Here is a 26,332-nt window from a genome sequence, read left to right on the forward strand (position 1 = left end):
ACGATGATCGCACATCTCTCCAAAACCCCGCCCCTGCTGTATTCATGCCCTCACTCCGTGAGGCGGCTCTGGTCGCTACGCTCCCGCCGCTCCTCCAGACGACGGCACTCCCACCCTGCACATGGCCTCACTCCGTGAGGCGGGCTCGGTCGCCCGACGCCGCCGCCTTCCCCCGCTCTGGTCGCTACGCTCCCGCCGCTCCTCCAGACGACGGCACTCCCTCGCGGGGATACTGGGGGCATGTCACGTGACGGCAGGCCGACCGAGATCTTCGTCAGCTACTCCCCGGCCGACACGGCGTGGGCCACTTGGATCGCCTGGGAGCTGGAGGCGTCGGGCTACCGGACGATGATCCAGGCGTGGGACTTCGTGCCGGGCACCAACTTCATCGACTTCATGGACCGCGGGGTCAGCGAGGCGCAGCTCGTCGTGGCGGTGCTCTCGCGCAACTACCTGACCTCGCGCTACGGGCGGATGGAGTGGCAGGCGGCGTTGCGGGCCGACCCCGACAACCCCTCCAACAAGCTCGTCACGATCCGGCTGGAGGACGTCCAGCTGGAGGGCCTGCTGTCCACGATCACCTGGGTCGACCTGCTGGGCGTCACCGACCCCGGCGAGGCCAGGGCGCTGCTGCTGGGCCGGGTCAGGGAGGCGCTGGCGGGCCGCGCCAAGCCCGCGGCGGCGCCGGCGTTCCCCGACGGCTCCAGCGTGCCGGTGGCCGCACCGACCCTGCCGCCGCCCGGCGGGCGGGCCAGGGCGCGCCGCACGCCGGTCACGGCGCCGAAGTTCCCGCCCGCGGCCGGCGCCGGACGCGGGCGCGAGTCGATCAACGTGCTGCACATCGGCGGGCCGAGGTTCGGGCGGGCGCTGCCCGATCCCGGCGACCCGTTCACGCCGGAGGACATGCAGGCGCGGATCTGGGCGGACCTGACCGCCATGTACGACCGGGGCATGCCCCGCCCCGACCTCATGGTCGTCAGCGGCGACCTGACCGAGTCCGGCAGCCTGGGCCAGTTCGGGCAGGCGACGCGGTTCGTGACGGACCTGAGGCTGCTGATCGGACTGGAGCCGCACCGGCTGGTGCTGCTGCCGGGGCCACGCGACGTCACCAAGGCCGCGGCCAGCGCCTATTTCATGACGTGCGAGGCCGACGACGTGAGCCCGCAGCCGCCCTACTGGCCCAAGTGGCGGCATTTCGCGAGCCTGTTCGGCGAGGTGTACCAAGGGCTGGACGACCGGGTGTTCGACGGCGGGCAGCCGTGGACGCTGTTCGAGGTGCCCGACCTGAATGTGGTCGTGGCCGGGCTCAACTCGACGATGGCGATGAGCCATCTGGAGCGGGACGCGTACGCGCTGCTGGGCGAGGCACAGGCGGCCTGGTTCGCCGAGCGGCTGCGGCCCTACGAGGAGAACGCGTGGCTGCGGCTGGGCGCGATCGGGCACCCGCCGGGCGAGCTGAGGGACGCGCCGACGTTCGAGCGGCTGCTGGCCCACCGGCTCAACCTGCTCTTCCACGGCGGGCCGGGAGATGGGGCCGAGGGCCGGATCGCCGCGCCCCGGGCCGGGCGGCACCAGGTCGTCGAGATCACCCCCAGCGGGCTGCGCACGTGGCGGCCGGACGAGGGCGAACCGAAGCGCATCCCGTACCGGTGGCGGGCCGCGCAGGCGACGTTCACCGGCGAGAGCCCGCCCGGCCCGCCGCCGGGACCCAAGCCGGACGAGCGCGCGCCGAGCCCGGTCGAGCTGCTGCTGGATCGGATCTCCGAGGTGTGCGAGGCCCGGCACGAGCGGGCCAGGATCCGCAGGTTCGCCTCCCACCTCGTGGTCACCCACCCCGAGGACGGGTTCGTCCGGCAGACGATGATCGGCGCGCATGTGGGCGAGCTGACCGAGGAGGCCGCCGACGCCTTCGTACGGCAGGCGCGCGCCGCCGACCTGGCCGCCGAGCTGGTCTACCAGGGCCCGCCGGTCTCCCGCTCGATCCGCGACGACCTGATGCGCAAGGGGGTGCGGCTGCGCAGCTTCACCGAGTTCCAGGGGCTGCTCGACCTGACCGGCTACGTCGCCGAGCAGACGGCCAGGCTGACGACCGACCGCCGCTACCCACCGGACCTGTACGTGCCGCAGCGCTACCGCGAGCTGGACCGCCCCGGCAACCAGGTCAAGCCGGGGCTGACCGACGAGCTGATGCGGCTGCTGTCCGCCGACCACGGCAGGTTCCTGTTACTGCTGGGCGACTTCGGGCACGGCAAGACGTTCGCGCTGCGCGAGCTGGCCCGCCGCATCCCGGCCGAGCTGCCGCACCTGACGCCGATCCTGATCGAGCTGCGCGCCCTGGACAAGGCGCACTCGGTGGACGCCCTCGTCGCGGCGCACCTGGCCGGGCACGGCGAGGAGTTCATCGACCTCAAGGCGTTCCGCTACCTGCTGCGGCAGGGGCGGATCGTGCTGCTGTTCGACGGGTTCGACGAGCTGGTGACCCGGCTGACCTACGACCGGGCGGCCGACCACCTGGCCACGCTGCTGGCGGCGGCCGAGGACAAGGCGAAGATCGTGGTGGCCAGCCGTACCCAGCACTTCAAGTCGCACAGCCAGGTGCTGACCTCGCTCGGCGAGATGGTCGGGGTGCTGCCGCAGCGGCGGGTGCTCACCGTCGAGGACTTCACGCCCGACCAGATCCGCTCCTACCTGGCCAACAGGTTCGACGACGGCGACGAGGCCCAGGCCCGCATGTCCCTGATGGGGGAGATCAAGGACCTGCTGGCGCTCGCGCAGAACCCGCGCATGCTGAGCTTCATCGCCGACCTCGACGCCGACCGGCTGCGCACGGTGGCCGGCGCGCGGCACACGATCAGCCCCGCGCTGCTGTACGAGGAGATCCTCAGCTCGTGGCTGGCCTTCGAGGAGCGGCGGGCCAGGATCCCCGGGTCGGCCGCCGCGCTGACCACCGACGAGCTGTGGCAGGCCGTGACGGCGCTGGCGATGCGGCTGTGGGAGTCCGGCGAGTCGCTGCTGGGCGTGGAGGAGCTGACCGAGATCGGCGAGACGCTGACCGACCTGGCCAGCGGGCAGCTGTCGGCCGCGCACGCCGCGCACGCGATGGGCTCGGGCAGCCTGCTGGTCCGGACCGAGGAGGGGATGTTCGGGTTCATCCACACGTCGGTGATGGAGTGGCTCATCGCCCGCCACATCGCCGCGGACAACCCGGCGCTGCTGTCGCGCCGGCCGCTGTCCGCGCTCACGGTGGAGTTCCTGTGCGACCTCGCCGACGTACGGGCTCTGCGCGCGTGGGTGGCCGGCCCGCCCGCCGACGACGTGTCCAGGGCGAACGCCGTCAAGATCGCGGCCAGGCTGCGCACTCCCGCCCGCGCCGACCTGCGCGGCGCCAATCTCAAGGGGGAGGACCTGTCGGCCAGGGACCTGAGCGAGGTCGACCTGACCGGCGCCGACCTGTCCGAGGCGACGCTGGCGGGCACCAACCTGACCCGGGCCGTCCTGCGCGAGGCCAGGCTGACGGGCGCCCGGCTGGACGGCGCCGTGCTCACCGGGGCCGACCTGACCGGCGCGGATCTGTCCGGGGCACGCCTGGCCGAGGTGGACATGAGCGACGTGGCGGTCGAGGGCGCCCGCTGGCACCGGGCCTCGCTGATCAACGTGACCGGTACGCTGCCGCACCTGCACGGCGCGGCGGTGGTGCCCGGGCAGCCGGTGGAGGTGGAGTTCGCCCCGGCCGGCATCGGCGTCCCGTACGGCTACCACTTCCAGACCAGCCGCCTGCCCGAGCCGATCGCCTACAGCCCCGACGGCGCCACGATCGCGATCGGCAACGAGGACGGCGGCGTGCTGCTGTGCGTCGGCGGCGCGCCGGTGCGCACGCTGCAGGGGCACCGGGGCCGCGTCTACGCCGTCACCTTCGCCGGCGACCTGCTGGCCACGGGCGCCAGCGACGGGACCGTCCTGCTGTGGGACTCCCTCACCGGCGCCCGCCTGCACACGCTGACCGGCCACGGCGACGGCGTCTGGCCGGTACGCCTCAGCGCCGCGGGCGACCTGGTGGCGGCCGGCGGCGGCGACGGCGTCGTACGCGTGTGGGAGACGGCCGCCGGACGGCTCGTCCACGAGCTGGCCGGGCACCAGGCGCCGATCTACACGGCGGCGTTCGGCCACGCGGCGCTCGTGACGGGCGACTCGGCGGGCGTGGTCCGGGTCTGGGACCTGGAGTCCGGGAAGCTGCGGCGGACGCTCGAAGGCCACCACGGCAGCGTCTACCGGGCGGTGCCCAGCCCGGACGGCAGGCTGCTGGCCACCGGTGACGAGGCGGGCGCCGTCCGGCTGTGGGACACCGCCACGTGGACGCTGCTGCACACGCTGACCGGGCACGCGGGCAGCGTCTACTGCGTGACGTTCGCGCCCGACGGGTCGCTGCTGGCCAGCGGCGACACCGCGGGCGCCGTACGCCTGTGGGACCCGGCGGGCCGCCCGCTCGGTGTGCACAGCACGCACGCGGCGGCCGTCTACCAGGTGACGTTCAGCCCTGACGGGCGGACCCTGGCCAGCGGCGACTCGGGCGGTGTCGTGCGGATGCAGGAGGTGGGCGGCGGGCAGCGGGTCGAGCTGACCGGGCATCGCAGCTCGGTCTGGCCGTTCGTGTTCCGCCCCGACGGCCGGCAGCTGGCCACCAGCAGCAACGACGGCACCGTGCGGTTGTGGGATCCCGGCACGGGCAAGTGCCAGCGGGTGCTGCGCGGGCACGGGCGGCGCATCTCCTCCGTCAGGTTCAGCGCCAACGGCTCGATGCTGGCGACCAGCGGCAACGACGGCGCCGTCCGCGTGTGGGAGTCCCGCACGGGACGGCGGCTGCGCGAGTTCACCGGGACCTCCGACCGGCTGATCTCCGCGGTGTTCTCCCCCGCCGGGCCGGTGCTGGCCACCTCCAGCAACGACGGCGGCGTGCACTTCTGGAACGCCACCACCGGCGACTACGAGCGCGAGCTGCACGCCGAGACCGACCACGTCTGGGCCGAGGCGTTCAGCCCCGACGGCAACCTGCTGGCCACGGCCAACGACGACGACAGCGTCAAGATCTGGTACCGCCCGACCGGGCGGCTGGCGGTCAACCTCACCGATCATCGCGGGCGGGTCCGCTCGATCGCGTTCAGCCCGGACGGCGACTATGTGGCCACGGGCTGTGACGACAAGCTCGTCCGCGTCTGGCACGTGGCCTCGGGCGGCCGGGTGGCGATCCTCGAAGGGCACACCGACCGGGTCTACTCGGTGGCCTTCTCCCCCTCGGGGCGCCATCTGGCCAGCGCCGGCAACGACGGCCGGGCCATGGTGTGGGAGCTGCGGCCCGGCCAGCCGTGGCAGCCGCGGCTGGTGCACACGCTCGACGGGCACGAGGGGCGGCTGTGGAGCGTGGCGTTCAGCGCCTCCGGCGACTGCCTGGCCACCGGGGGCGACGACCTGAAGGTGCGGGTGTGGGAGACCGTGAGCGGGCGGCTGCGGCACACCCTGTCCGGACACGCCCGCCGGGTGTGGTCGGTGGCCTTCAGCCCTGCCTCGGACCTGCTGGCCAGCGCGGGCGACGACGGCGTGGTCATCCTCTGGGAGGACGGCGAGCGGCGGGCGACCCTGCTCGGGCTCCCCGAAGGATGGGCGGCCCTGGCACCCGACGGCCGCTACAAGGTCCAGGGCGCGCCGGCCGGGCAGTTCTGGCACGTCATCGGCATGTCCCGGTTCGAGCTGGGCGAGCTGGACTCCTACTTGACCGGGGTGCGGCAGGTGCCGCTCGACTCAGCCTTCTGAGGCGGCCCCGGGCGCTTTTCCGGCGCGCCGCCCATCGCTTCCGGCGTGCCCGCCATCGGGCGGCCGAGCAGGGCGGAGGCCACGGCGGGTGAAGTTCACCGCGTGGGCACGGAGACGATTCCGGTCACGCCCGGGGTTCGGCTGATCGGCGCCGAAGGACGCCCGGCGTGACCGGACCGGTATCGGCGGCCTATGAGGTCAGGACCTGGCGCAGCGTAACGGCGAAGGCGTCCGGGTCGCCTTTCATGCCGAACTCGCCGTCGAGGAAACCGCCGTGGTGGCTGGGGAAGGTCACCGGCTTCGTGCCGAGCCGTTCGGCCACCGCCACGCCCGCACGGTAGGCCATTTCCCCCTCCGATTCGGCTCCGACACCGATGACGATGCGGGTCGGTGCCGCGCGCAGGGCCTCGAAGTCGTGCTCGTGGTGCGTACAGGTCATGAGGTTCTGCCCGAACATCACATCGTCCCGGGAACCGTCGTCTTCCGTCGGCAACCCGAGCTCGGCCGGGCTCTGGACCGGCTGATCGGCGAAGTCGGCCGGGATCTCGCCGCGCAGGCTGGTGACCGCGATGAATTTCGCCATCGCCGGTCCGAAACCGTCCCGCTCATACGTCCGGCGGATGTCCGCCACCGCGGCCAGCGCCTGCTCCCGGTCCGGCAGCGCCTGGGCGGCCGGGGGCTCGTGCGCCACGAGCGTACGGACCTGCTCCGGATGCCGGGCCACCAGCGCCAGCCCGTTGACGGCGCCCCCGCTGCTGGCGAAGATGTCCACCGGCCCGCCGCCGAGCGCGGTGATCAGCCGGTGCAGGTCCTCGGCGTGCTGCTCGGGCGTCAGCTCGCCGGCGCCGTCGGTCCGCTTGCTCCGCCCGGCCCCGCGCGGGTCATAGGTCGCCACCGTACGATCCTGGAAGCGCCCGGCCAGGCCGGCGAAGCCGCTGGCGTCCATCGGCGATCCGATCATCAGCAGCATCGGCGCGGTGCTCGCCTCGGCCTGCCGTATGTCGTAGTGGAGAATGCCGCCGGGAACCTCGAGGGTGTAGGTCTTGGGCTCGGTCATGTGGTCGCTCCTTCTCGATGCTCATTATGCAGACCAGCGGGAGCGGCAAATCTCATCGGCCGCCATCCAGGCGCCGGGTGCCGACGACCGGCGATCACGGCGACGACTGCCGCCCGGAGTCACAGCGACTGTGGAAAGATCCCTGTCTGGATCGTTGGTGACGCCGAGCATCACGAAAGGGATCACGTATGGCTACCTGCCGGGAGCTGCACCCGTGACCGGCGATCAGGGCAGCACATCACGGCCGGTGGATCGGGACTCCCGATGGCCGGCCGTCAAGATCGCGATTGTCCTGCTCGGCGTGGTCAATCTGGTCGTGGCGGGGATCCTGATCGGCATCCCCGGCTTCAGGACCACCCTGGACTCCATTCCCGAACCGGCCGGCGATCACACCACGTCTCCCGCGGCGGCCCTCAGCCGCAGTCCCATGGCCACCCCGGCCCCGGTCGCCCCGACCCCGGCCACACCGGCTTCCGGCACCCCTGTCTCCGGCGCCCCGGTCTCCTCCCCTCCGGCCTCGAGCAGCGCCGGTGTCCCGACCACGCCTGGGACCGTCCCCCCGCAGGGGGCGCGCACGACCGGGACCCGGGGACCGCGCGCGGTCCGGCCGCAGGGGATCCGCCCCAGGAAGACGTCCGTTGCGACCCGCCACACGAGCGACGCTCTCGATGGCAGCCCCACGAAGCCACCCGCCACCTCCACCGGAACGCCGTCGCCGGCGCCGACCACCCGAGGACAGAGCGGCCCGGTCCCCGGCCGGACGGCGGACCCCGAGACCTCCCGGAACAGCGCCACCGAGGACGGTTGAGCACGGGGCCCGGTCAGCCGGTGGCGGCGCGCCTCACCAGTTCGTCCCACACCTCGCCGACCCGGGCGTCGAGCTCTTCCAGCGAGCCCTCGTTCAGGATCACGAGGTCGGCGACCGCCAGCCGGTCCTGCCTGCTCGCCTGCGCGGCGATGCGGGCCTTGGCGTCGGCCTCCGCCATCCCCCGGTGCTCGGCCAGGCGGCGGATGCGTACGTCGTCGGCCGCGTCCACGACGATGACGACGTCGTACATCGGGGCCAGTTTGTTCTCCGCCAGCAGCGGCACGTCATAGACCACGAGCGCGTCGTCCGCCGCCTCGCCCTGCAGCTGCGCCACCCGCTCCCCCACCAGCGGATGGACGATCGCGTTGAGCGTCGCCAGTTTCTCGGAGTCGGCGAAGACGATGGACCCGAGCTTCTCCCTGTTGAGTGAGCCGTCGGGACGCAGCACCTCGTCCCCGAACGCGGCCACCACCCGCGCCAGCCCGGCCGTGCCGGGCTCGACCACCTCACGCGCGATCTTGTCGGCGTCGATCACCACGGCTCCCCTGGCGGACAGCCGCTTGGACACCTCGCTCTTGCCAGATCCGATGCCGCCGGTGAGCCCAATCTTCAACACCGCAGAAGCCTATCCACCATTGCCCCGTATGGGGCCATCATCGAAGGCATGATGACCACGATCGTCCGGGCGGCGCACGAGCAGGCCGCGGCGGCCGGGGACGACTGGGTGGGGCCGCCGCACGTCGTGCTGGCGCTGCTCGCCGGCGACTCGATCGCCGCGCGCGTGCTGGCGGGAGCCGGGCTCGACCGCGACCACGCGCTGGAGTGTCTCCACCACGGGGCCAGGCCGGGACACGGCGCGGGGGGCTTCGCCGGCCCGGCCTTCCACAAGCTGTACGGCATCGCCACCGGCCTGGCGCTCGCCGCGGGCACCCGGACCCCGGCGCCCGAGCACTGGCTGCTGGCGCTGGCCTACGAGGCGTGGGACAGGGAGGCGACGACGCTGCACCTGTTCGGCCTGGAGCCGGCGGGGGTCGTCGAGGCGCTGCGCGCGCAGGGCGTCCAGGTGCCGCCGCTCGATCCACCCGTCCACGTCCCCTGGCGCGGCAGGCACCAGATCGTCGTGCCGGCGGCCGGGCTGCAGCCGGTGCTCGACCGGCTGAACGCCGCGCACCCGGCGGGGTCGGAGTGGCGATGGGGCTGGAGCTGGGTCGATGACGACATGGGCCGCGCCGTGATCATCGCGGAGGAGGGGATCGATCTGGCTGCCTGCGCAGGTGGATCAGCGTCAGGTGGTCGTCCATCCGCTCGCGACGCGTCGCCCGATAGCCCAGGCGGCGATAGAGCCGCAGATTCCCCTCGGAGAGATGCCCGGTGAACAGGTCGAACGCCGTCGCCTCCGGCACCTGCTCGTGTAACGCGGCCAGCAGGGCCGTGCCGAGCCCCTGGCCCTGCCGGTCGGGCGCGACGACGAGGCGGCCGACCAGGCAGGTGGTGCCGGACAGCTGGCCGCGCACCGCGCCCACGATGCGGCCACCGTCGAGCGCCTTGAGCACGACGCCGGTCTCGATGGCCTTGCGCAGCTGCTCCAGCGACTCGACGAGGGGCGGGATGTAGGGGTCGCCGTAGAGCTGGGCCTCGCTCACGTATGCCGCCCGCTGCACGGTGAGGATCTCCCCCGCGTCCGCAGCCACCGCCCGCTCGATCGTCACGAGCAGCACCCTATCGGCCAGGTTCGGCCCACGACCGCGTGTCCGCCGTCAGCTCACTCGGGCAGGCGGTGCCGGGCGCGGGCAGCGCGCCGTTGACGAGGAAGTCGTGCACGCGCGTCCGCAGGCAGGTGGCGCGCAGTTTGCTCTGCCCTTGCCGCAGGTACGCGCCGTGCCCGTCCCCATGCCACAGCACGGCCGCCCCGGGGATCTGCCGGGCCACGCGAGCGGCTCCGGCGGCCGGGGTGACGCCGTCCAGCCGTCCGGCCCCGACCAGCACCTTCATCCGTTGAGCGCTCTGGGCCAGCGGGCGCGGCGGCCAGCTGGGCCCCTCCCCCAGCCCCAGGCAGCGGGCGACCTCGTGGCGGCCGGTCAGCCATCCCACCCGCGGCGCCAGCGTACGCAGCCGCGACTCCATCGCCAGGAACCGCCGGTAGCCCGGCACCACGGGCATGAAGTCATGGCACGCCATCGCCCGCTCCACCAGCCCGGGCGGCGCCGGCTCGGCCACGGCCGCCATCGCGGCCAGCGCGCTCGCGTCCCCGCTCCTGGCCGCCGCCATGGCCCGGGCCAGCTCTGGCCAGCGCTGCGGGACGAGCCCGGCGGCGACGGCGACGGCGAGCTGCCGGGCGTTCACCGTACGCGCCGGCCCGGCGGGCAGCGGCGCCCGCTCGATCAGCTCGTCGAACACCGACACGGCGTCATCGCGGTCCAGCGGGCACCCAACGCGCTCGCGACACCAGGCGCGGAAGGAGTGGAGCTGCCGTTCCACGGCCCGGGCGCGGGTGATCAGCCGCCGTCCCAGTCCGGCCTCGGTGTGGTCGGGCACGCCCTCCAGGTACATCCGCTCGATCCGGCGCGGGAACAGCTCCAGGTACGCCTGCCCGTACACGGCCCCGTAGGAGCTGCCGAAATACCGCAGCCGGGACTCGCCGAGCGCGGCGCGCAGCGCGTCGAGGTCGTGGGCGACCTGCCAGGACGTGAGCCCCGCGTACGCGGGACCGGCGGCGGCACGGCAGCTCCTGTCGTAGGCGGCGTTGTCACGGGCGTAGGAGCGCCACGCGGCCGGTCCTGCGGCGAGCTGGAGCCGCGCCTGATCCGGCTGGGCCACCGCGCACCGCACGGTGGCCGCGCTCCCGCGGTCGCCGATCCCGCGTGGCTCGACCAGCACCACGTCGAACCACCGCGTCAGCTCGCTGACGGTGTCCCGCTGCGCCCTGACGCCCTGGATGGCGGACCCGGAGCCGGTGTTCACCACCAGTGCCCCGAGGCTCCTTCCCGGGTCCTGAGCGGGCATCCTGGCCACGTCTATCGCGGTACGGGGCCCGCGCGGCCTGGCCCAGTCGACGGGCACGGACAGCTTGGCGCACTGCAACCCGTCCCAGCAGTCCCACCACCTGAGACCGCCGGGAGCCGTCGAGGGATCAGCCGCCATCGCACCCGGCCCGGAGCCGGTGGCCGGACGGCCACCGGTCGCCGGGGCCGCACCGCTCTCCGCCTCGGCGCCTCCGGGGGGTGTGGGCGACGCCACGACCGCCGCCACAGCCCACACCGAGATCGCCCGCTGAACCATGCCCACTGCAATGCTCCCGAGAGTCCGTGCCGGTGCCGGTATCACAGCGCAGGTCAGTTTCTCAGCGCCGCACCCGGCCGGCCCGGGGCTTTCGAAGGCCCTCAGGTAAAATCTGCCGCCGCCTCGGCCGATCGCCCGGAAAAGGCGCGTATGCCCTACACCAGGGAGTCAGGCGCGGCCATGGCCACCATGTGGCCGGGGCTGTGCGCGTCGCCCCAGTACACGACGTCGTTCTTGCGCTCGGCGCTGCCTGGGCACGCGAAAAGGCCCCGCACGTTGCCGTGCGGGGCCTTTCAACGAGCTAACTCAGCTCAGCTCTGCCCACCCGCGAGCTTCTCGCGCAGGGCCGCGAGCGCCTCGTCAGAGGCGAGCGCGCCGCCGGCGGGAGCCGACGCCGAGGAGCTGCCCTGCTGGGGCTGCGTCTCGCCGCTGTAGGACGAAGGAGCGGCCTCGCCCGCCTCGGCCTCGGCCTTGCGGGCCTCCTCGATCTGCTTCCTGTGGGCCTCGAAGCGCTGCTGGGCCTCGGCGTACTGCCGCTCCCACTCCTCGCGCTGCTTGTCGAAGCCCTCGAGCCACTCCCCGGTCTCCGGGTCGAAGCCCTCGGGGTAGATGTAGTTGCCCTGATCGTCGTAGGTGGCCGCCATGCCGTAGAGCGTCGGGTCGAACTCGACCTCGGTGCCCACGCCCTCGTTGGCCTGCTTCAGCGAGAGGCTGATGCGACGACGGTCGAGGTCGATGTCGATGATCTTCACGAAGATCTCGTCGCCGACCTGGACGACCTGCTCCGGGATCTCCACGTGGCGCTCGGCCAGCTCGGAGATGTGGACCAGGCCCTCGATGCCCTCCTCGACCCGGACGAACGCGCCGAACGGCACCAGCTTGGTGACGCGGCCCGGAACGACCTGGCCGATCTGGTGGGTGCGGGCGAACTGCTGCCACGGGTCTTCCTGGGTGGCCTTGAGCGACAGGGAGACGCGCTCGCGCTCCATGTCGACGTCGAGGACCTCGACCGTGACCTCCTGGCCGACCTCGACCACCTCGGACGGGTGGTCGATGTGCTTCCAGGACAGCTCGGACACGTGGACCAGGCCGTCGACGCCGCCGAGGTCCACGAACGCGCCGAAGTTGACGATCGAGGAGACGACGCCCTTGCGGACCTGACCCTTCTGGAGGGTGTTGAGGAACGTCTGGCGAACCTCGGACTGCGTCTGCTCCAGCCAGGCACGGCGCGACAGGACCACGTTGTTGCGGTTCTTGTCGAGCTCTATGATCTTGGCTTCGAGCTCGCGCCCGACGTACGGCTGCAGGTCGCGGACACGGCGCATCTCGACCAGGGACGCCGGGAGGAAGCCACGCAGGCCGATGTCGAGGATGAGTCCACCCTTGACGACCTCGATGACCGTGCCGGTGACGATGCCGTCCTCGTCCTTGATCTTCTCGATCGTGCCCCAGGCGCGCTCGTACTGAGCCCGCTTCTTGGACAGGATCAGGCGACCCTCCTTGTCCTCCTTCTGGAGAACGAGGGCCTCGACGTGTTCGCCGACCTCCACGACGTCAGCCGGGTCGACATCGTGCTTGATGGAAAGCTCACGCGAGGGGATGACACCCTCGGTCTTGTAGCCGATATCGAGAAGGACCTCGTCTCGATCGACCTTGACGACGGTGCCCTCGACGATGTCGCCGTCGTTGAAGTACTTGATGGTCTCGTCGATCGCGGCGAGGAAGGCTTCCTCGGACCCGATGTCGTTGACCGCTACCTGCGGGGTGCTCGAGGTGGCCTCAGTGCTGGACGTCATGTGTGGAATTGCTCCGAACGCGGACAGGATGTCGATGTGGCGGATGCGCGGCAGGCCCTCTTCCGCATCAAGCCGAGGAATTACGACATCGACGTGACCGAGCGCGAGCCCGCTCCGTCTGAGGCGCGCGCGAGCCCACAGCGCAGCGATCAGCATATGAGACCTGGAGCGCGAGGTCAATCCGGGGAGCCGTCAATAGACGATGACCTGGAGCCCTCGCTTGGCGATGATATTACCTCGAAGTTCCTCCGGTATGGAGATCCGGCCGGGGTCGCCGTCGGAGACGTACCGGTGGCCAGGGTGCTTACGCAGCCATTCCAGCCAGTATTGCGAGCACCACTTGCGGCACTCGCCCTTCGTGCCGTTGCTCTGGATGCGCTGGATCGCTCCGCGGTCGAACTTTTTCGCGAAGGGCGAAGGCGACGGCTCGGCTCCCGCGAGGAACACGCCGGCGAAGTCGTACCGTGTGCCGTCCCAGGACCCGGTCCGGGCCGTCTTCTCGACCTTGGGCAGCATGCCGTACGGCAGCGCCATGGTCCTGGACGACGGCACGCCGAGCTTTCCGAGCAGGCGTTCGAGCCGGACGATCTGCTCCTTGACCTTCTTCTTCTTGAGCGAGCGCAGGTTGGGGTGGCCCCAGGTGTGGTTGGCCACCTCGTGGCCGTGGTCGACCAGCCATCGCACGGCTGTGGCCTGGGACCCCAGGTCGCGCAGCCCGAACGGCTCCTTGTTGATCCAGAAGGTGGCGACAGGACGGAATGACGGGTATCTGCGGGCCACGTCCTGGATCACGGCCACGGCGGTGCCGGCGGCGGGGTTGCCGTTGGCGTCGAGCGCGAAGTGGCTCGGGTGCCCGTCGTCGAACGTCAGCACGACCGGGAACTTGCCCGCCGGGACCGGGATCCGGCCGGTGGCGAACTCCCTGGCGGTGATCGGCACGTAGCCCTGCTGGGCCAGCTTCTCCAGCTCCTTCTTGAGCTGGTCCGGCGTCCGGTCGATGGCGGCGTACCGCTTGGGGAGGATCCGGTGGTACATCAGGACCGGGACCAGCCCCGCCTCGTTGGCGCCGACCTGCCGGGCGAACTCGGGCGTGGCCACGACGCCGGGCGGCTCGCCGGCCGTGGCCTGGGTCGGCGGCGCGGCAGTGCCCTCGACCTTGGCCTCGATCGGCGCCTTGGCGTGCGGCCGGCCCTCGTCCGGTAAGAGGCTCAATCCGATGACGGCCACGGTGACCACCACGATGTTCGCGATGCCGATGATCCGCGTGAGTGACGCTGATACCCGCACTGAACTCCCGTGCCCCTCGGGGAAATCGACGCTCCAGGGTAGTGCAGAACCACCTGGAGGCGGCCCGCGAACCGGCATGGCCGCGGGCGCTCCTGGCATGCCGGACTACCCCAGCGGTATCCGAAGGAACCACGAGAACCGCCGCACGGGGACGAGCCCCTGGATACGGCGCGGGCCTCAGTGGCCGGCGTCCTCCCAGGTGCGTCCGACGCCCACGGAGACCTCCAGCGGGACCCGCAGGTGATAGGCGGCGTTCATCTGGTCGCACACGAGGCTCGTGAGCCGCTCCAGCTCCCCTGGCGCCACCTCGAACACCAGCTCGTCGTGGACCTGCAGCAGCATCCTGGACGCCAGCCCCTCCTCGCGGATCGCCTGGTGGACGTGGAGCATGGCGACCTTGATGATGTCGGCGGCCGAGCCCTGGATGGGCGCGTTGAGCGCCATCCGCTCGGCCATCTCGCGGCGCTGGCGGTTGTCGCTGGTGAGGTCGGGCAGGTAGCGGCGGCGGCCCATGATCGTCTCGGTGTAGCCGTCGTGGCGGGCCTGGGAGACGATGGCGTGCAGGAAGTCGCGCACGCCGCCGAACTCGGTGAAGTATTCCTCCTTGAGCGCCCGCGCCTCCGACACCGGGATGTTGAGCTGCCCGGCCAGGCCGAAGTCGGACAGGCCGTAGGCCAGGCCGTAGTTCATCGCCTTGATGCGGGCCCGCAGCTCGCCGTCGATCTGCTCGGGCGGCAGGTCGAACACGCGCGCCGCGGTGGCCTGGTGGAAGTCGTGCCCGGACTCGAACGCGGCGATCAGCGCCTCGTCGCCCGACAGGTGGGCCATGATGCGCAGCTCGATCTGGCTGTAGTCGGCCGTCAGCAGCGTCTCGTAGCCCTCGCCGACCACGAAGCCCTGCCGGATGCGGCGGCCCTCGGCGGTGCGGATCGGGATGTTCTGCAGGTTGGGCTTTTCCGACGACAGCCGGCCCGTGGCGGCGATGATCTGGTTGAACGTGGTGTGGATGCGCCCGTCGTCGGCGATCTCCTTGATCAGGCCCTCGACCGTGGTGCGCAGCTTCTGCTGGTCGCGGTGGCGCAGCATGATCGTGGGCAGCTCGTGGTCGGTCTGGGTGGCGAGCCAGGCGAGCTGGTCGGCGTCGGTGCTGTAGCCGGTCTTGATCTTCTTGGTCTTGGGCAGGCTGAGCTTGGTGAAGAGGATCTCCTGCAGCTGCTTGGGCGAGCCCAGGTTGAACTGCTCGCCGACGACCCTGTGGGCCTCCTCGACGGCGTGCTTGACCGCGGCGCCGAACTCGGCCTCCAGGCCGGTGAAGTATTCGCTGTCGACGGCGATGCCCGCGCGCTCCAGCTCGGCCAGGACGGTCAGCAGCGGCAGCTCCACGTCGCTCAGCAGCTGGGTGCCGCCGCGCCCGGCGAGAAAGCGTTCCAGGGAGTCGGCCAGCTCGCGCACGGCGTGCGCGCGCAGCGCGAGGTCCTTGGCCGGGGCGTCCTCGTCGTCGCCGAACAGCGCGGCCTGGCCGGTGCTCTCCTCCTCGGCCCGCAGGTCCCGGTTGAGGTAGCGTCTGGCCAGGTCCTCCAGCGCGAACGTGCGCTGCCCCGGCAGCGCCAGGTAGGCGGCCAGCGCGGTGTCGCAGGCGAGGCCGCGCAGCTCCATGCCCTGGGCCCAGAGGGCCAGGATGGGCCCTTTGGCGTCGTGGACGGCCTTGGGCTTGGTCTCGTCGGCCAGCCAGGCCCGCAGGGCCGCCTCGTCGGCCTCGGTGAGCTTGACGGGGTCGATGTGGGCGGCGGTGCCGCCGGATGAGGCGATGGCGATGCCGTCGATGCGCCCGGTGCCGCTGCCGTAGACGCCCTTGAAGGCGAGCCCCGCACGGTCCTCGGGCAGCGCGGCCAGCCAGCCGGCGACCCGGTCGGGGCCGAGCAGCACGGTCTCGACCTCGAAGCCCTGGTCGGGCTCCTGCTCGGCGGTGCCGAGGACCTTGAACACCCGCTCGCGCAGCTCGCCGCGGATCTGCAGGGAGTCGAACAGCTTGTTGACCTCCTCGCGCTCCCAGGTGCCCTGCTTGAGGTCCTCGAGCTCGGCCTCCAGCGGGACGTCGCGCAGCAGCTCGGTGAGCCTCCGGTTCATCAGCACCTGGGCGACGTGCTCGCGCAGCTTGTCGCCGACCTTGCCCTTGACCTCGTCGACCCGGTCGACGAGCGCCGTCAGCGAGCCGAACTCGCGCACCCACTTGGCCGCGGTCTTCTCCCCCACGCTGGGGATGCTCAGCAGGTTGTCGCTGGGGTCGCCGCGCAGCGCCGCGAAGTCGGGGTATTGCGCCGGGCTGAGACCGTATTTCTCCTGGACCGCCTCGGGGGTGAAGCGCGTCATGTCGCTGATGCCGCGCCGCGTCATCAAGACGGTGACGTGCTCGTCGACGAGCTGCAGCGCGTCGCGGTCGCCGGTGACGATCAGCACGCTCATGCCCTGCGCGGAGGCGCGGGTGGCCAGCGTGGCGATGAGGTCGTCGGCCTCGAACCCGGCCTTGGACAGGCGCGGTACGCGCAGCGTGTCGAGCAGCTCGAAGATGAGCTGCATCTGACCGCGGAAGTCCTCGGGCGTCTCGGCCCTGTTGGCCTTGTAGTCGGAGTATTCCTCATGGCGGAACGTCGGCTCCGACCTGTCGAAGGCCACCGCCACATGGGTCGGCTGCTCGTCGCGCAGGACATTGGTCAGCATCGAGGTGAACCCGTAGACCGCCTCGGTGTGCTGACCGTCGGTGGTCATCAGGTTGGCGTCCTTGAGCGCGTAGAACGCGCGATAAGCCAAGGAATGCCCGTCGAGCAGCAGCAGGCACGGGCGGCTGGGGGTCACTTCACTCTTCGGCACACCCGCAGCCTAGTCTGCGTCTGCGACAGAAAACCTGAGCTCGGAAGAGTGGAGACGTCCCCTTGACGCAGACCAATCCCCGGGACCTCGCGGTGTACGCCGGCATGCACGAGGGCACCCTTGCCGATCGGATGGGCATCGAGTTCCTCGAGGCCGGCCCCGAGCGGGTCGTGGGCAGGATGCCGGTCGAGGGCAACACCCAGCCGTACGGGCTGCTGCACGGCGGCGCCTCGGTGGTGCTCGCCGAGACGCTGGGCTCGGTGGCGGCGGCCATCCACGCGGGTCCCGACCGTATGGCGCTGGGCATCGAGATCAACGCCACCCACCACCGCTCGGCGTCGTCGGGGTACGTCACCGGCGTCGCGACCAGGTTGCACGGCGGCCGCAGCCTGGCGACGTACGACATCGAGATCACCGACGAGCAGGGACGGCGCGTGTGCACCTCGCGCCTCACGTGCATGCTGCGCGATCGCTGACCCTTCGGTCACTTCGGCCGAATCTTTGCGCACCGCCCCCGTGGGTCGCTACGGTGGTCGGAACGCGAGCCCGCGGGGAGGCCCGGTAGATAACGTGTACGGCCGGGGAAGCCCTACATGGCCCCAAAGGCCACCCCCGGGCTCGTCCACCGCTTCCCGGGGATTGTTACCGATTCGTTCCGCCCCAATCGTCGGCGTTCCCCCCGATTTCGGGCCCTGACCTGGCTTGTTGTTTCCTCACATGAGTGACACACCCATGTCTCTAATTGGTGACGAACGGTACTGAATCGGTCGTGGCCGCAATAAGCTCCCGCCATTGCATCCCAGTTGTGCCTGCGATGCGCGCGTGTCGAGATGGAGGGGCACGACCCCGCCTTGACCTAACTTTTGAGGGAGCACCATTGCGCAGAGCCGTGATCGCGTTCACGGCCTTCCTGGGTGGACTCATCTTCCTGCTCGCCGGTCCCGCCCACGCGGGTCCCGCGGACTGCCAGGGATTGAGGGGAACACTCAAACTCCAAGGCCAGCCAGTGAACGGCGCCAAAATAACGGTGACCACCGAGAGCGGACAACCCGTTAAAGAGGTCACCACCAACGCTCAAGGCACCTGGGACGTTCAGGTCGACAAGCCAGGCCAGTACAAGGTCACCCTGGATCTCGGCACCCTCCCGCAGAACGCCCAGCTACGCGGCGGCAACAACGTCCGCACCCCCACCGTCTACGAGGGCAACTGCTCGACGGTGCTGTTCGCCATCCAGCCCAAGACCGCCCCGGGACAGCAGCCGCAAGACAGCGGCGAGAGCTCGTTCTGGGCGCAGGCGGCGCAGCTGACGTTCGAGGGTCTCAACCTCGGCCTCATCATCGCCCTGGCCGCGCTCGGTCTGTCGCTCATCTACGGCACGACCGGCCTGACCAACTTCGCCCACGGCGAGCTGGTCACGCTCGGCGCGATCCTCGCCTACGCCTTCAACGTGGGCTTCGGGCTCCATCTGATCCCCGCCGCGGTGATCGCGGTCGTGGTGGCCGGCGCGCTCGGCTACGGCCAGGACCGGCTGTTCTGGGGCCAGCTGCGCAGGCGCGGCACCGGCACCATCGCCATGATGATCATCTCGATCGGCGTGGCGCTCTTCATGCGCTACGTGTTCCTGATCTTCTTCGGCGGCCAGAACGAGGCCTTCGCCCAGTACACCGCGCAACCGGGCGTGGACGTCGGGCCGATCTCGGCCGCGCCGAAGAACTTCGTCGCCATGGGCATCGAGCTGGCCGTCCTGGTCATCGTCGGCTTCGCGCTGCTGCGCACCAGGACCGGCAAGGCGGCCCGCGCCGTGTCCGACAACCCCGCGCTCGCCGCCTCGTCCGGCATCAACGTCGACCGGGTGATCAGGATCATCTGGACGCTAGGCGGCGCCATCGCGGCCCTGGCCGGCATCATGCTCGGGCTCTCGCAGAACCTGAAGTACACGATGGGCCAGGACGTCCTGCTGCTCATCTTCGCCGGCGTGACGCTCGGCGGGCTCGGCACCGCGTTCGGCGCGCTGGTGGGCTCGCTCGTGGTAGGCCTGTTCGTCCAGGTCTCGACCCTGTGGGTGCCACCGGAACTCAAGAGCGTCGGCGCGCTGGCCGTGCTCATCATCGTGCTCCTCGTCCGGCCGCAGGGCATCCTGGGCCGCCGCGAGCGGATCGGCTGATCGGGGGAGGATCAGAATGGACTGGATCACGATCATCAGTACCACGCTCAAGGCCGCGGTGGGCGTCGAGACGGTGCTGTACGGAATCGCCGCGATCGGCCTCAACATCCACTTCGGCTACACCGGCCTGCTCAACTTCGGCCAGGCCGCGTTCATGGGCGTGGCCGGCTACGGGCTCGCCGTCACCGTCACCGTCCTGGGCCTGCCGTTCTGGGTCGGCATCATCGTCGGCCTGGCCGCGGCCGTGCTGCTGGCGCTCCTGATGGGCATACCGACGCTGCAGCTGCGCGCCGACTACCTGGCCATCGTCACCATCGCCGCGGCCGAGATCGTCCGGCTCGTCTTCCGCTCGGTGCAGTTCAAGAGCGTTTTCGGCGGCTCGGACGGCCAGCGCGGCTTCAGCGACGGCTTCTATGCTCTCAACCCCTTCCCCGAAGGGGAATACGGCTTCAACCTCGGCCCCGTCCCGCTGTTCTTCAACTACCGCACGGTGTGGGTGCTGACGGTCGGCTGGCTGCTGATCGCGCTGTGCTGCGTCATCGTCTACCTGCTGATGAAGAGCCCGTGGGGCCGCGTGCTCAAGGCCATCCGCGAGGACGAGGACGCCGTGCGCAGCCTCGGCAAGAGCGTCTTCTCCTACAAGATGCAGTCGCTGGTCCTGGGCGGCGTCATCGGCTGCCTCGGCGGCTTCATCTACGGCCTGGGCTACGGCTCGGTGCAGCCCGACGTGTTCGGCACCGAGACCACGTTCTACATGTACACGATGGTCATCCTCGGCGGCGCCGCCCGCGTGCTCGGCCCCGTCATCGGTTCGATGCTCTTCTGGCTGCTGCTGGTCCTGATCTACGGCGTGCTCGCCGAGGCGGTCGGCGCGGGGTACATCACGTTCATGGACACGAACCAGGTCGGCGCCGTCCGCTGGATCCTGGTCGGCCTCGGCTTGATCCTGTTGCTCGTCTTCCGGCCACAGGGGATCTTCGGCGACAAGAGGGAGATAGCGATCGATGCACGCTGAAGCCACGACCAGCGAGCGCAAGGCCGCGGCGCTGGCCGCCTTCCAGGACCTGGCCCGCGAGCCCGGCGTACCCAAGCCCGACCCGATCCTCGTGGTGGACAACGTGGTGCGCCGCTTCGGCGGCCTGACCGCCGTCGAGGTCAACCACGTCGAGATCCAGCGCGGCTCCATCACGGCGCTGATCGGCCCCAACGGGGCGGGCAAGACCACGTTCTTCAACCAGCTCACCGGCTTCGACACGGCCGACGCCGGCTCGTGGACGTTCAACGGGCGCCCCATGAACGGCGTGCCCGCCCACAAGGTGGCGCGTTCCGGCATGGTGCGCACCTTCCAGCTCACCAAGGCGCTGTCCAGGCTGACGGTGCTGGAGAACATGCGCCTGGGCGCGCAGCGGCAGAAGGGCGAGAACTTCTTCCAAGCCCTCGTGCCGAAGCTCTGGCGCGGCCAGGAGAAGGAGATCACGGCGCGCGCCGAGGAGTTGCTGGCCCGCTTCAAGCTCGACGCCAAGCGCAACGACTTCGCCGGCTCGCTGTCCGGCGGCCAGCGCAAGCTGCTGGAGATGGCCCGCGCGCTCATGGTCCAGCCCGAGCTGGTCATGCTCGACGAGCCCATGGCCGGCGTCAACCCGGCGCTGACCCAGTCGCTGCTCGGCCACGTCAAGGACCTGCGCGAGCAGGGCATGACGGTGCTGTTCGTGGAGCACGACATGGACATGGTCCGCGACATCAGCGACTGGGTGATCGTCATGGCCCAGGGCGCGGTCATCGCCGAGGGCCCACCGTCGACGATCATGTCCGACGAGCGCGTGATCGACGCCTACCTGGGCTCGCACCACGACGCGCCGCTGACGGACAGCGAGCTGGAGGCCCAGCTCCACGAGGCCGAGGCGGCGCTCGAGGCCGAGATCGAAGAGGAGACGCAGAAGTGAACGCCGTCCCAGAGCCGGCACAGTCCGAGCAGGCCGTCACCGACCGCAGCGCCCACCTCGAAGGCGCCAAGGACGCCATCCTGCGGTGCGACGAGCTGATCGCCGGCTACCTGCCGGGCGTCAACATCCTCAACGGCTCCGACCTCTACGTCAAAGAGGGCGAGCTGATCGGCATCATCGGCCCCAACGGCGCGGGCAAGTCGACGCTGCTCAAGGCCATGTTCGGGCTGGTCACCATCCGCAGCGGCACAGTGCTGCTCAAGGGTGAGAACATCACGAACATGAAGGCGCACTCGCTGGTCTCGCGCGGCGTCGGGTACGTGCCGCAGACCAACAACGTCTTCCCCAGCCTCACCATCGAGGAGAACCTCGAAATGGGCGCCTACCAGGTGCCGGGGAAGTTCAAGGAGCGCTTCGAGTTCGTCTCCGAGCTGTTCCCCGCGCTCAAGGAGCGGCGCAAGCAGCGCGCCGGCTCCCTGTCCGGCGGTGAGCGGCAGATGGTGGCCATGGCCAGGGCGCTCATGACCGAGCCGTCGGTGCTGCTGCTCGACGAGCCGTCCGCGGGCCTGTCGCCCAAGCTGCAGGACCTGGTGTTCATCCAGGCCCAGCAGGTCAACAAAGCGGGCGTCACGGTGATCATGGTGGAGCAGAACGCCCGCCGCTGCCTGCAGATCTGCCACCGCGGTTACGTCCTCGACCAGGGCCGCAACGCCTACAGCGGCACCGGGCGGCAGCTCGCCAACGACCCCAAGGTCATCGAGCTCTACCTCGGCACGCTGGCCAAGGCATAAGAGTAACGAGACGGAGAAGGGGCTCCCTGGGGAGCCCCTTCTCCGTTTTTAATGTCCGGTGTGAAACGTTTAGCGACAGTAGCGCTCATCCTGCCCGTCCTGCTCGTCGGCTGCCAGGAGAACGCCTCCTCCACCGCGAAGTACAGCACCGGCGGCGACCCTGCCGACGACCCCTGCGCGCGCGTGGTCTCCGCCATCGGCTACGCCGGCCTCATGCTGGAGCCGAAGGGCCAGGAAGACCGGCAGAACTTCGAGGATGCCGTGATCGGCCGCCTCGCGGAGGCGCGCGGGATCACCCTCGAGTACGGTGGCCGACTGCCCGGCTCGCTGCAAGGCGCCGTGGAGCGCGTCAAGACGGCGACCGCGGGCCTGTCCAGGAACGACGTGCCCAGGGAGCGGCAGGTGGCGCTGCTGAAGCAGTACCGCGCGGCCGCCGACGAGATCGTGGCGGGGTGCGGCAAGCGGAAGGGCCCGGCCAACGAGTGACCGGGCCCTTCCTGCGGCGAACTAGCCGGCGATGTTGCCGGTGCGGTACTCCAGCGCCTTGACCGGGTACGTGTTGTCCTTGCCGTACTGGTAGATGCCGATGGTGGCCACAGCCGGGTCACCGACGTCGTTGAACTCGATCGGGCCGCTGACGCCCTCGTAGTCGATGTCCTTGCCGGCCTTCAGCAGGTCCACGCACTCCTTGAAGCTGGTGCACTTGTCACCGGTCTTGCTGACCTCGATCAGCTTGGCGGCGATGTCGACGCCCGCGTCGCTCTTGGCGGACTCGGCGGCCAGCGCGATCAGGTTCGTCGAGTCATAGGACTCGGCGGAGTAGGTGAAGTCCTTGAGGGCCTTGTTGACCTCAAGAAGCTTCTTCCGGAACGCGTCAGGAGCCGCGGCACCGGGATACGTGCCCTTGACGCCCTCGAGCGTGCCCTTCGGGAACTTGAGGTAGCTCTCGTTGGACATGTTGCCGTCGACCATGTACCACTTGTGCTTGTCGACCGTCAGACCCTGCTTGACCAGCTCCTGCACCACCTTGGTGGTCTCCTCGAAGCCGATCAGGACGATGCCCTTGGGGCTCTTCGCCTTGATCTTGGCGACGTCGGCGGAGAAGTCCGCCGCCTTCGGGTCGTAGTCGACGCGCTCGACCACTTCGCCGCCGCCATCGGTGACGGTCTTCTGCACCTGGTCCGCCAGGCCCGTGCCGTAGGAGTCCTGCATCGCCAGGATGCCGACCGTGTCGTTGCCGTCGGCGATCAGGAGGTCACCCAGCACACGACCCTGCAGCTTGTCCGGCGGCGCCGTACGGAAGTAGAGGCCCTTGTCGTTGATCGTGGTGAACTTGTCGGAGGTGTTGGCCGGCGAGAAGTGCACGGCCCCCGCGCCCGTGATCTTGTCGATCACCGACTCCGACACCGACGAGGACGCGGCGCCGATGATGGCGTCCGCCTTCTGCGCCAGCAGCTTGTCGACCGACTGCGAGGCGATGTTCGTGGTCGTGTCACCCGAGTCGGTGTCGTACTTGACCACGGGCTTGCCCAGTACGCCGCCGGCCTCGTTGATCTCCTTGAGCGCGAGGTCGACCCCCGCGAACTCGGGCGGACCCAGGATGGCGAGCGACCCGGTCTGGGGCAGCAGCGTACCGAGGGTGAGAGTGCCATCGCCCTTCGCCGCGGGTGCCGACGAGGCGGGCGCTGCAGAACTCGGGGAGGTCTGCGAGGCGGTGTCGCCGCCGCCACCGCCGCAGGCTGTCAGGGCCAGGCTGGTGGCAGCCACGACAGCCAGCGCCCGCCCCACGGGAGCAATGCGGATCATGAAGTGTCTCCTTCAATCAGGCCGGGATCCGTCAGCACCGCCGAACGTTCCCGATCGAATGACGAAAACGTATAAAACCGCAGCGTGCTGGCACTAGATGAACTGGAGAACTGTCGGCACTTGGATGCGGAGTCGTAATCAGTCCTCAACTTACGGGATCCGGGCGAGGACGCTTAATGTGCGGCAGGTGAAGCGCATAACGCTCGCCCTCACCATGGCGGCCCTCCTGACCGGTTGCAGCACGTCCGAGCCCTCCTCGCCGCCCGCCGCCCCTCCCGCCGGCGTATCGGTCTCGCTGGCGCAATATCGTTCCGACGAGCCCGTGCACACGTTGCAAGTAGCCGTCCGCAATACCACCGACACGCCCGTGTATTTTGCCGACGTCCAGCTTGTCACCCCGTCTTTCGCCACGCTACCGCCACAAAGAGCCGACGCCACCATCAAACGGACACAGCGTACGGACCTCCGCATCCCGTACGGCGCCGCCAAGTGCTCCCCCCAGGGCCTGCCCGAGGTGCAGCCGGCAACGGTCGTGGCACACGTCAGCACCGGCTCCGAGCAGCCGCGCAAGGTGATCTTCCCGGTGCCGCACCCCGACCCGCTCCTGGTCAGGCTGCTGCGTGACGAATGCTCAGAATTCCTGATCAAACAAGCGGCGAGCATCGAGTTCGGCCCGGACTGGCAGGAGTCGGGCAAGGTCATGCGAGGAAACCTGATCGTCACGCGCCGCGGGCCCGGCGCAGTGACCTTGACCGACATGGGCGGCACCACCCACTACCTCGTAACACAGGAGCACCGACCCCTCGGCGTGCTGCAGGCCGCCGCACAGCAGCTCACGGTGCCCATCGCGCTCACCCCCGCCCGCTGCGACGGGCACGCCTTCGCCGAGGCCAAGAAGGCGTTCCTGTTTCCCGTGCGGGCCAGCATCGACGGCGGCGAGGAGCGCGTGGTCATCGTGGCGCCGCCCAAGCCGCTGCAGGATCGCCTCATCACCTACGCGCTCAAGGCGTGCGGCCTGGGCGGCGGCTGAACCCTTCTTATGACTGCTTGGCCGCATCATCTATAACAATCTGGGCAACCTCGCGCATGCTCAACCGCCGATCCATCGACGCCTTCTGGATCCACCGGAACGCCTGCGGCTCGCTCCAGCCGTGCTGCATCATCAACTGGCCCTTGGCCCGCTCCACCAGCTTCCTGGTCTCCAGCCGATCCGACAGGCTCGACACCTCGGCCGCCAGCGCCACCATCTCCTCGTGCCTGCTGACCGCCATCTCGATCGCCGGCACCAGATCCGCCTTCGTGAACGGCTTGACCAGATAGGCCATCGCCCCCGCGTCCCGCGCCCGCTCCACCAGGTCACGCTGCGAGAAAGCGGTCAGGATCAGGCACGGGGCGATCCGCTCGGCCACGATCCGCTCCGCCGCGGAGATACCGTCGAGCACCGGCATCTTGACGTCCAGGATGACCAGGTCGGGCCTCAGATCGGCGGCCAGCTGGATCGCCTGCTCACCATCCCCGGCCTCGCCCACGACGACGTAGCCGTCCTCCTGGAGCATCTCCTTGAGGTCGAGGCGGATCAGGGCCTCGTCTTCCGCGATCACTACTCGCCGCTGCTTACTCACGAGCAGAAGAGTACCGATGTCCGGTACATTAGAGCCACGCTGGCCCCCTGCAGCTGATCTACTTCAGCGGTAGGATGCCGCACTAGTCCGGACAAGTCCGGATATTTCGCCGGAATGATGGAATGGCAGACATGGACGCCTCAAAAGCGTCTGCTCGAAAGGGCGTGCGGGTTCGAATCCCGCTTCCGGCACCTGTAGCTGAACGGAAACCGTCAGTGACGGTTGCCAAACTGACCACATGCATTCTCGCGAGACCGTGGACCGTGCCCTTGGCCTCTCAGCCCAAGGCCTGTTCGATCGCCAGGTAGCCGAGCTGTGCGGCGTCTCCATCGGAGCGGTCCAGAAATGGCGGACCGGCGCCCGTCGCGCTCACGAGGACGAGGATCTGCGACGCCACCGCAGCTGCCCCCGGTGTCACGACCGCGAGCTCGACGACGTGGCGTATGCCCACCTGCTGGGGCTCTACCTCGGGGACGGGCATATCGTGCGCTGCCGCAAGGACGTGTCTCAGCTCTCCCTCTTCTGCGACGACAACTGGCCAGGCCTGATCGAAGAGGCTGCCCGTGCGATGGCGCGGACCATGCCCACCTCGTCGGTCAGCCGCCGTCAGCGCCAGGGTTGCACGGAAGTGAAGAGCTACGCCAAGCACTGGGTATGTCTGTTCCCCCAGCATGGCCCGGGGATGAAGCATCAGCGCAAGATCAAGCTGGCCGACTGGCAGCGAGAGATCGTTACAGCGCATCCCGGGCAGTTCGTGAGAGGCCTCATACACTCCGACGGCTGCCGAGGGCTTAATCGCGTCCGACGCGTCCTCCCCAGCGGCGTCCGCTGGTACGCATACCCGCGCTACCACTTCAAGAACGAGTCCCGCGACATCATGGCCCTTTGCTGTGAGGCGCTCGACCTGCTCGGCGTCGCCTGGCGGTTCAACAACCGCAACGAGCTTTCGGTCGCCAGGCGGGAGGCCGTCGAACTGCTCGACCGCTACGTCGGCCCGAAGTACTGACGCCCGGACGGGTTCGGCACGCGCACGGTGCTCGGCCCGTAGACGCACCGGCCAAGGCGCGTCTCAGGCCAGGCACCGATGCGCAGGTCCAAGGCGTCTG

19 protein-coding genes, 1 tRNA gene and 1 pseudogene are annotated in these 26,332 nt (G+C 70.0%); 11 read left to right on the top strand and 10 right to left on the bottom strand.

Translation table 11 applies throughout. From position 1 onward, the window contains the following. Nucleotides 1-240: 240 nt before the first annotated feature. Entirely contained in the window at nt 241-5,805 is a 5,565-nt protein-coding gene (locus ACTMTI_RS14690) for a TIR domain-containing protein (protein WP_441120854.1), read from the top strand. 190 nt (nt 5,806-5,995) lie between these two features. Here ACTMTI_RS14690 and ACTMTI_RS14695 read toward each other — a convergent pair whose 3' ends face one another. The 3 genes from ACTMTI_RS14695 to coaE all read right to left on the bottom strand — a co-directional run bounded on the left by ACTMTI_RS14695 (nt 5,996) and on the right by coaE (nt 8,286). After that, on the bottom strand, nt 5,996-6,862 hold the full coding sequence (locus ACTMTI_RS14695; RefSeq protein WP_441120855.1) for an alpha/beta fold hydrolase: 867 nt from the start codon (nt 6,860-6,862) through the stop codon (nt 5,996-5,998). A 387-nt stretch (nt 6,863-7,249) separates the two neighbouring features. After that, a complete protein-coding gene (locus ACTMTI_RS14700; protein ID WP_441120856.1) occupies nt 7,250-7,657 on the bottom strand; it encodes a hypothetical protein in 408 nt (135 codons plus the stop codon). A gap of 26 nt (nt 7,658-7,683) precedes the next feature. Then, on the bottom strand, nt 7,684-8,286 hold the full coding sequence (gene coaE / locus ACTMTI_RS14705) for a dephospho-CoA kinase (RefSeq protein WP_441120857.1): 603 nt from the start codon (nt 8,284-8,286) through the stop codon (nt 7,684-7,686). Between the two features lie 51 nt (nt 8,287-8,337). On the opposite strand from coaE, the pseudogene ACTMTI_RS14710 reads away from it, so the two are divergent. Further along, a pseudogene (locus ACTMTI_RS14710) lies at nt 8,338-8,469 on the top strand (Clp protease N-terminal domain-containing protein); the annotation flags it as partial. Nucleotides 8,470-8,905: 436 nt separating this feature from the next. Here the strand turns inward: ACTMTI_RS14710 and ACTMTI_RS14715 are convergent. From ACTMTI_RS14715 to polA, 5 genes are all read right to left on the bottom strand, one after another. Next, the gene (locus ACTMTI_RS14715) at nt 8,906-9,379 is read right to left on the bottom strand and encodes a GNAT family N-acetyltransferase (protein WP_441120858.1); all 474 of its coding nucleotides are present in this window, start codon (nt 9,377-9,379) and stop codon (nt 8,906-8,908) included. 10 nt (nt 9,380-9,389) lie between these two features. Then, on the bottom strand, nt 9,390-10,949 hold the full coding sequence (locus ACTMTI_RS14720) for an alpha/beta fold hydrolase (protein WP_441121198.1): 1,560 nt from the start codon (nt 10,947-10,949) through the stop codon (nt 9,390-9,392). 311 nt (nt 10,950-11,260) lie between these two features. After that, nucleotides 11,261-12,745, bottom strand: a complete 1,485-nt coding sequence (gene rpsA, locus ACTMTI_RS14725; RefSeq protein ID WP_441120859.1) for a 30S ribosomal protein S1 — start codon at nt 12,743-12,745, stop codon at nt 11,261-11,263. A 192-nt stretch (nt 12,746-12,937) separates the two neighbouring features. After that, complete coding sequence (locus tag ACTMTI_RS14730) at nt 12,938-14,032, bottom strand: polysaccharide deacetylase family protein (protein WP_441120860.1); 1,095 nt, start codon at nt 14,030-14,032, stop codon at nt 12,938-12,940. Nucleotides 14,033-14,209: 177 nt separating this feature from the next. Beyond that, complete coding sequence (gene polA, locus ACTMTI_RS14735) at nt 14,210-16,900, bottom strand: DNA polymerase I (protein WP_441120861.1); 2,691 nt, start codon at nt 16,898-16,900, stop codon at nt 14,210-14,212. A 104-nt stretch (nt 16,901-17,004) separates the two neighbouring features. Here polA and ACTMTI_RS14740 point away from each other — a divergent pair, with 104 nt between their 5' ends. The 6 genes from ACTMTI_RS14740 to ACTMTI_RS14765 all read left to right on the top strand — a co-directional run bounded on the left by ACTMTI_RS14740 (nt 17,005) and on the right by ACTMTI_RS14765 (nt 22,284). After that, nucleotides 17,005-17,376, top strand: coding sequence for a PaaI family thioesterase (locus tag ACTMTI_RS14740; RefSeq protein WP_441121199.1), 372 nt, complete (start codon nt 17,005-17,007; stop codon nt 17,374-17,376). Between the two features lie 401 nt (nt 17,377-17,777). Continuing rightward, on the top strand, nt 17,778-19,064 hold the full coding sequence (locus ACTMTI_RS14745; protein ID WP_441120862.1) for a branched-chain amino acid ABC transporter permease: 1,287 nt from the start codon (nt 17,778-17,780) through the stop codon (nt 19,062-19,064). Nucleotides 19,065-19,080: 16 nt separating this feature from the next. Continuing rightward, nucleotides 19,081-20,079 (top strand): branched-chain amino acid ABC transporter permease, encoded by a 999-nt coding sequence (locus tag ACTMTI_RS14750; RefSeq protein ID WP_441120863.1) that lies wholly within the window; start codon nt 19,081-19,083, stop codon nt 20,077-20,079. After that, a complete protein-coding gene (locus ACTMTI_RS14755; RefSeq protein WP_441120864.1) occupies nt 20,069-21,007 on the top strand; it encodes an ABC transporter ATP-binding protein in 939 nt (312 codons plus the stop codon). Before ACTMTI_RS14750 ends, ACTMTI_RS14755 begins: the two co-directional genes overlap by 11 nt. Then, nucleotides 21,004-21,798 (top strand): ABC transporter ATP-binding protein, encoded by a 795-nt coding sequence (locus ACTMTI_RS14760; RefSeq protein WP_441120865.1) that lies wholly within the window; start codon nt 21,004-21,006, stop codon nt 21,796-21,798. Before ACTMTI_RS14755 ends, ACTMTI_RS14760 begins: the two co-directional genes overlap by 4 nt. Before the next feature lie 60 nt (nt 21,799-21,858). Further along, entirely contained in the window at nt 21,859-22,284 is a 426-nt protein-coding gene (locus tag ACTMTI_RS14765; protein ID WP_441120866.1) for a hypothetical protein, read from the top strand. A gap of 21 nt (nt 22,285-22,305) precedes the next feature. Here the strand turns inward: ACTMTI_RS14765 and ACTMTI_RS14770 are convergent, their stop codons facing one another. Next, nucleotides 22,306-23,604 (bottom strand): ABC transporter substrate-binding protein, encoded by a 1,299-nt coding sequence (locus ACTMTI_RS14770; RefSeq protein WP_441120867.1) that lies wholly within the window; start codon nt 23,602-23,604, stop codon nt 22,306-22,308. A gap of 187 nt (nt 23,605-23,791) precedes the next feature. Between ACTMTI_RS14770 and ACTMTI_RS14775 the strand changes: the two genes are divergently transcribed. Then, nucleotides 23,792-24,634, top strand: a complete 843-nt coding sequence (locus tag ACTMTI_RS14775; protein ID WP_441120868.1) for a lipoprotein — start codon at nt 23,792-23,794, stop codon at nt 24,632-24,634. Between the two features lie 7 nt (nt 24,635-24,641). Here the strand turns inward: ACTMTI_RS14775 and ACTMTI_RS14780 are convergent, their stop codons facing one another. Beyond that, nucleotides 24,642-25,226 carry an ANTAR domain-containing response regulator gene (locus ACTMTI_RS14780; RefSeq protein WP_441120869.1) on the bottom strand — a complete coding sequence of 195 codons (585 nt, stop codon included), beginning with the start codon at nt 25,224-25,226 and terminating at the stop codon, nt 24,642-24,644. A gap of 108 nt (nt 25,227-25,334) precedes the next feature. Here ACTMTI_RS14780 and ACTMTI_RS14785 point away from each other — a divergent pair. Beyond that, nucleotides 25,335-25,417, top strand: a tRNA-Leu gene (locus ACTMTI_RS14785). Nucleotides 25,418-25,464: 47 nt separating this feature from the next. Further along, entirely contained in the window at nt 25,465-26,232 is a 768-nt protein-coding gene (locus ACTMTI_RS14790) for a helix-turn-helix domain-containing protein (RefSeq protein ID WP_441120870.1), read from the top strand. The last annotated feature ends 100 nt before the right edge of the window (nt 26,233-26,332 follow it).

The organism is Nonomuraea sp. H19, from assembly GCF_052068215.1.
Taxonomy (GTDB): Bacteria; Actinomycetota; Actinomycetes; order Streptosporangiales; family Streptosporangiaceae; genus Nonomuraea.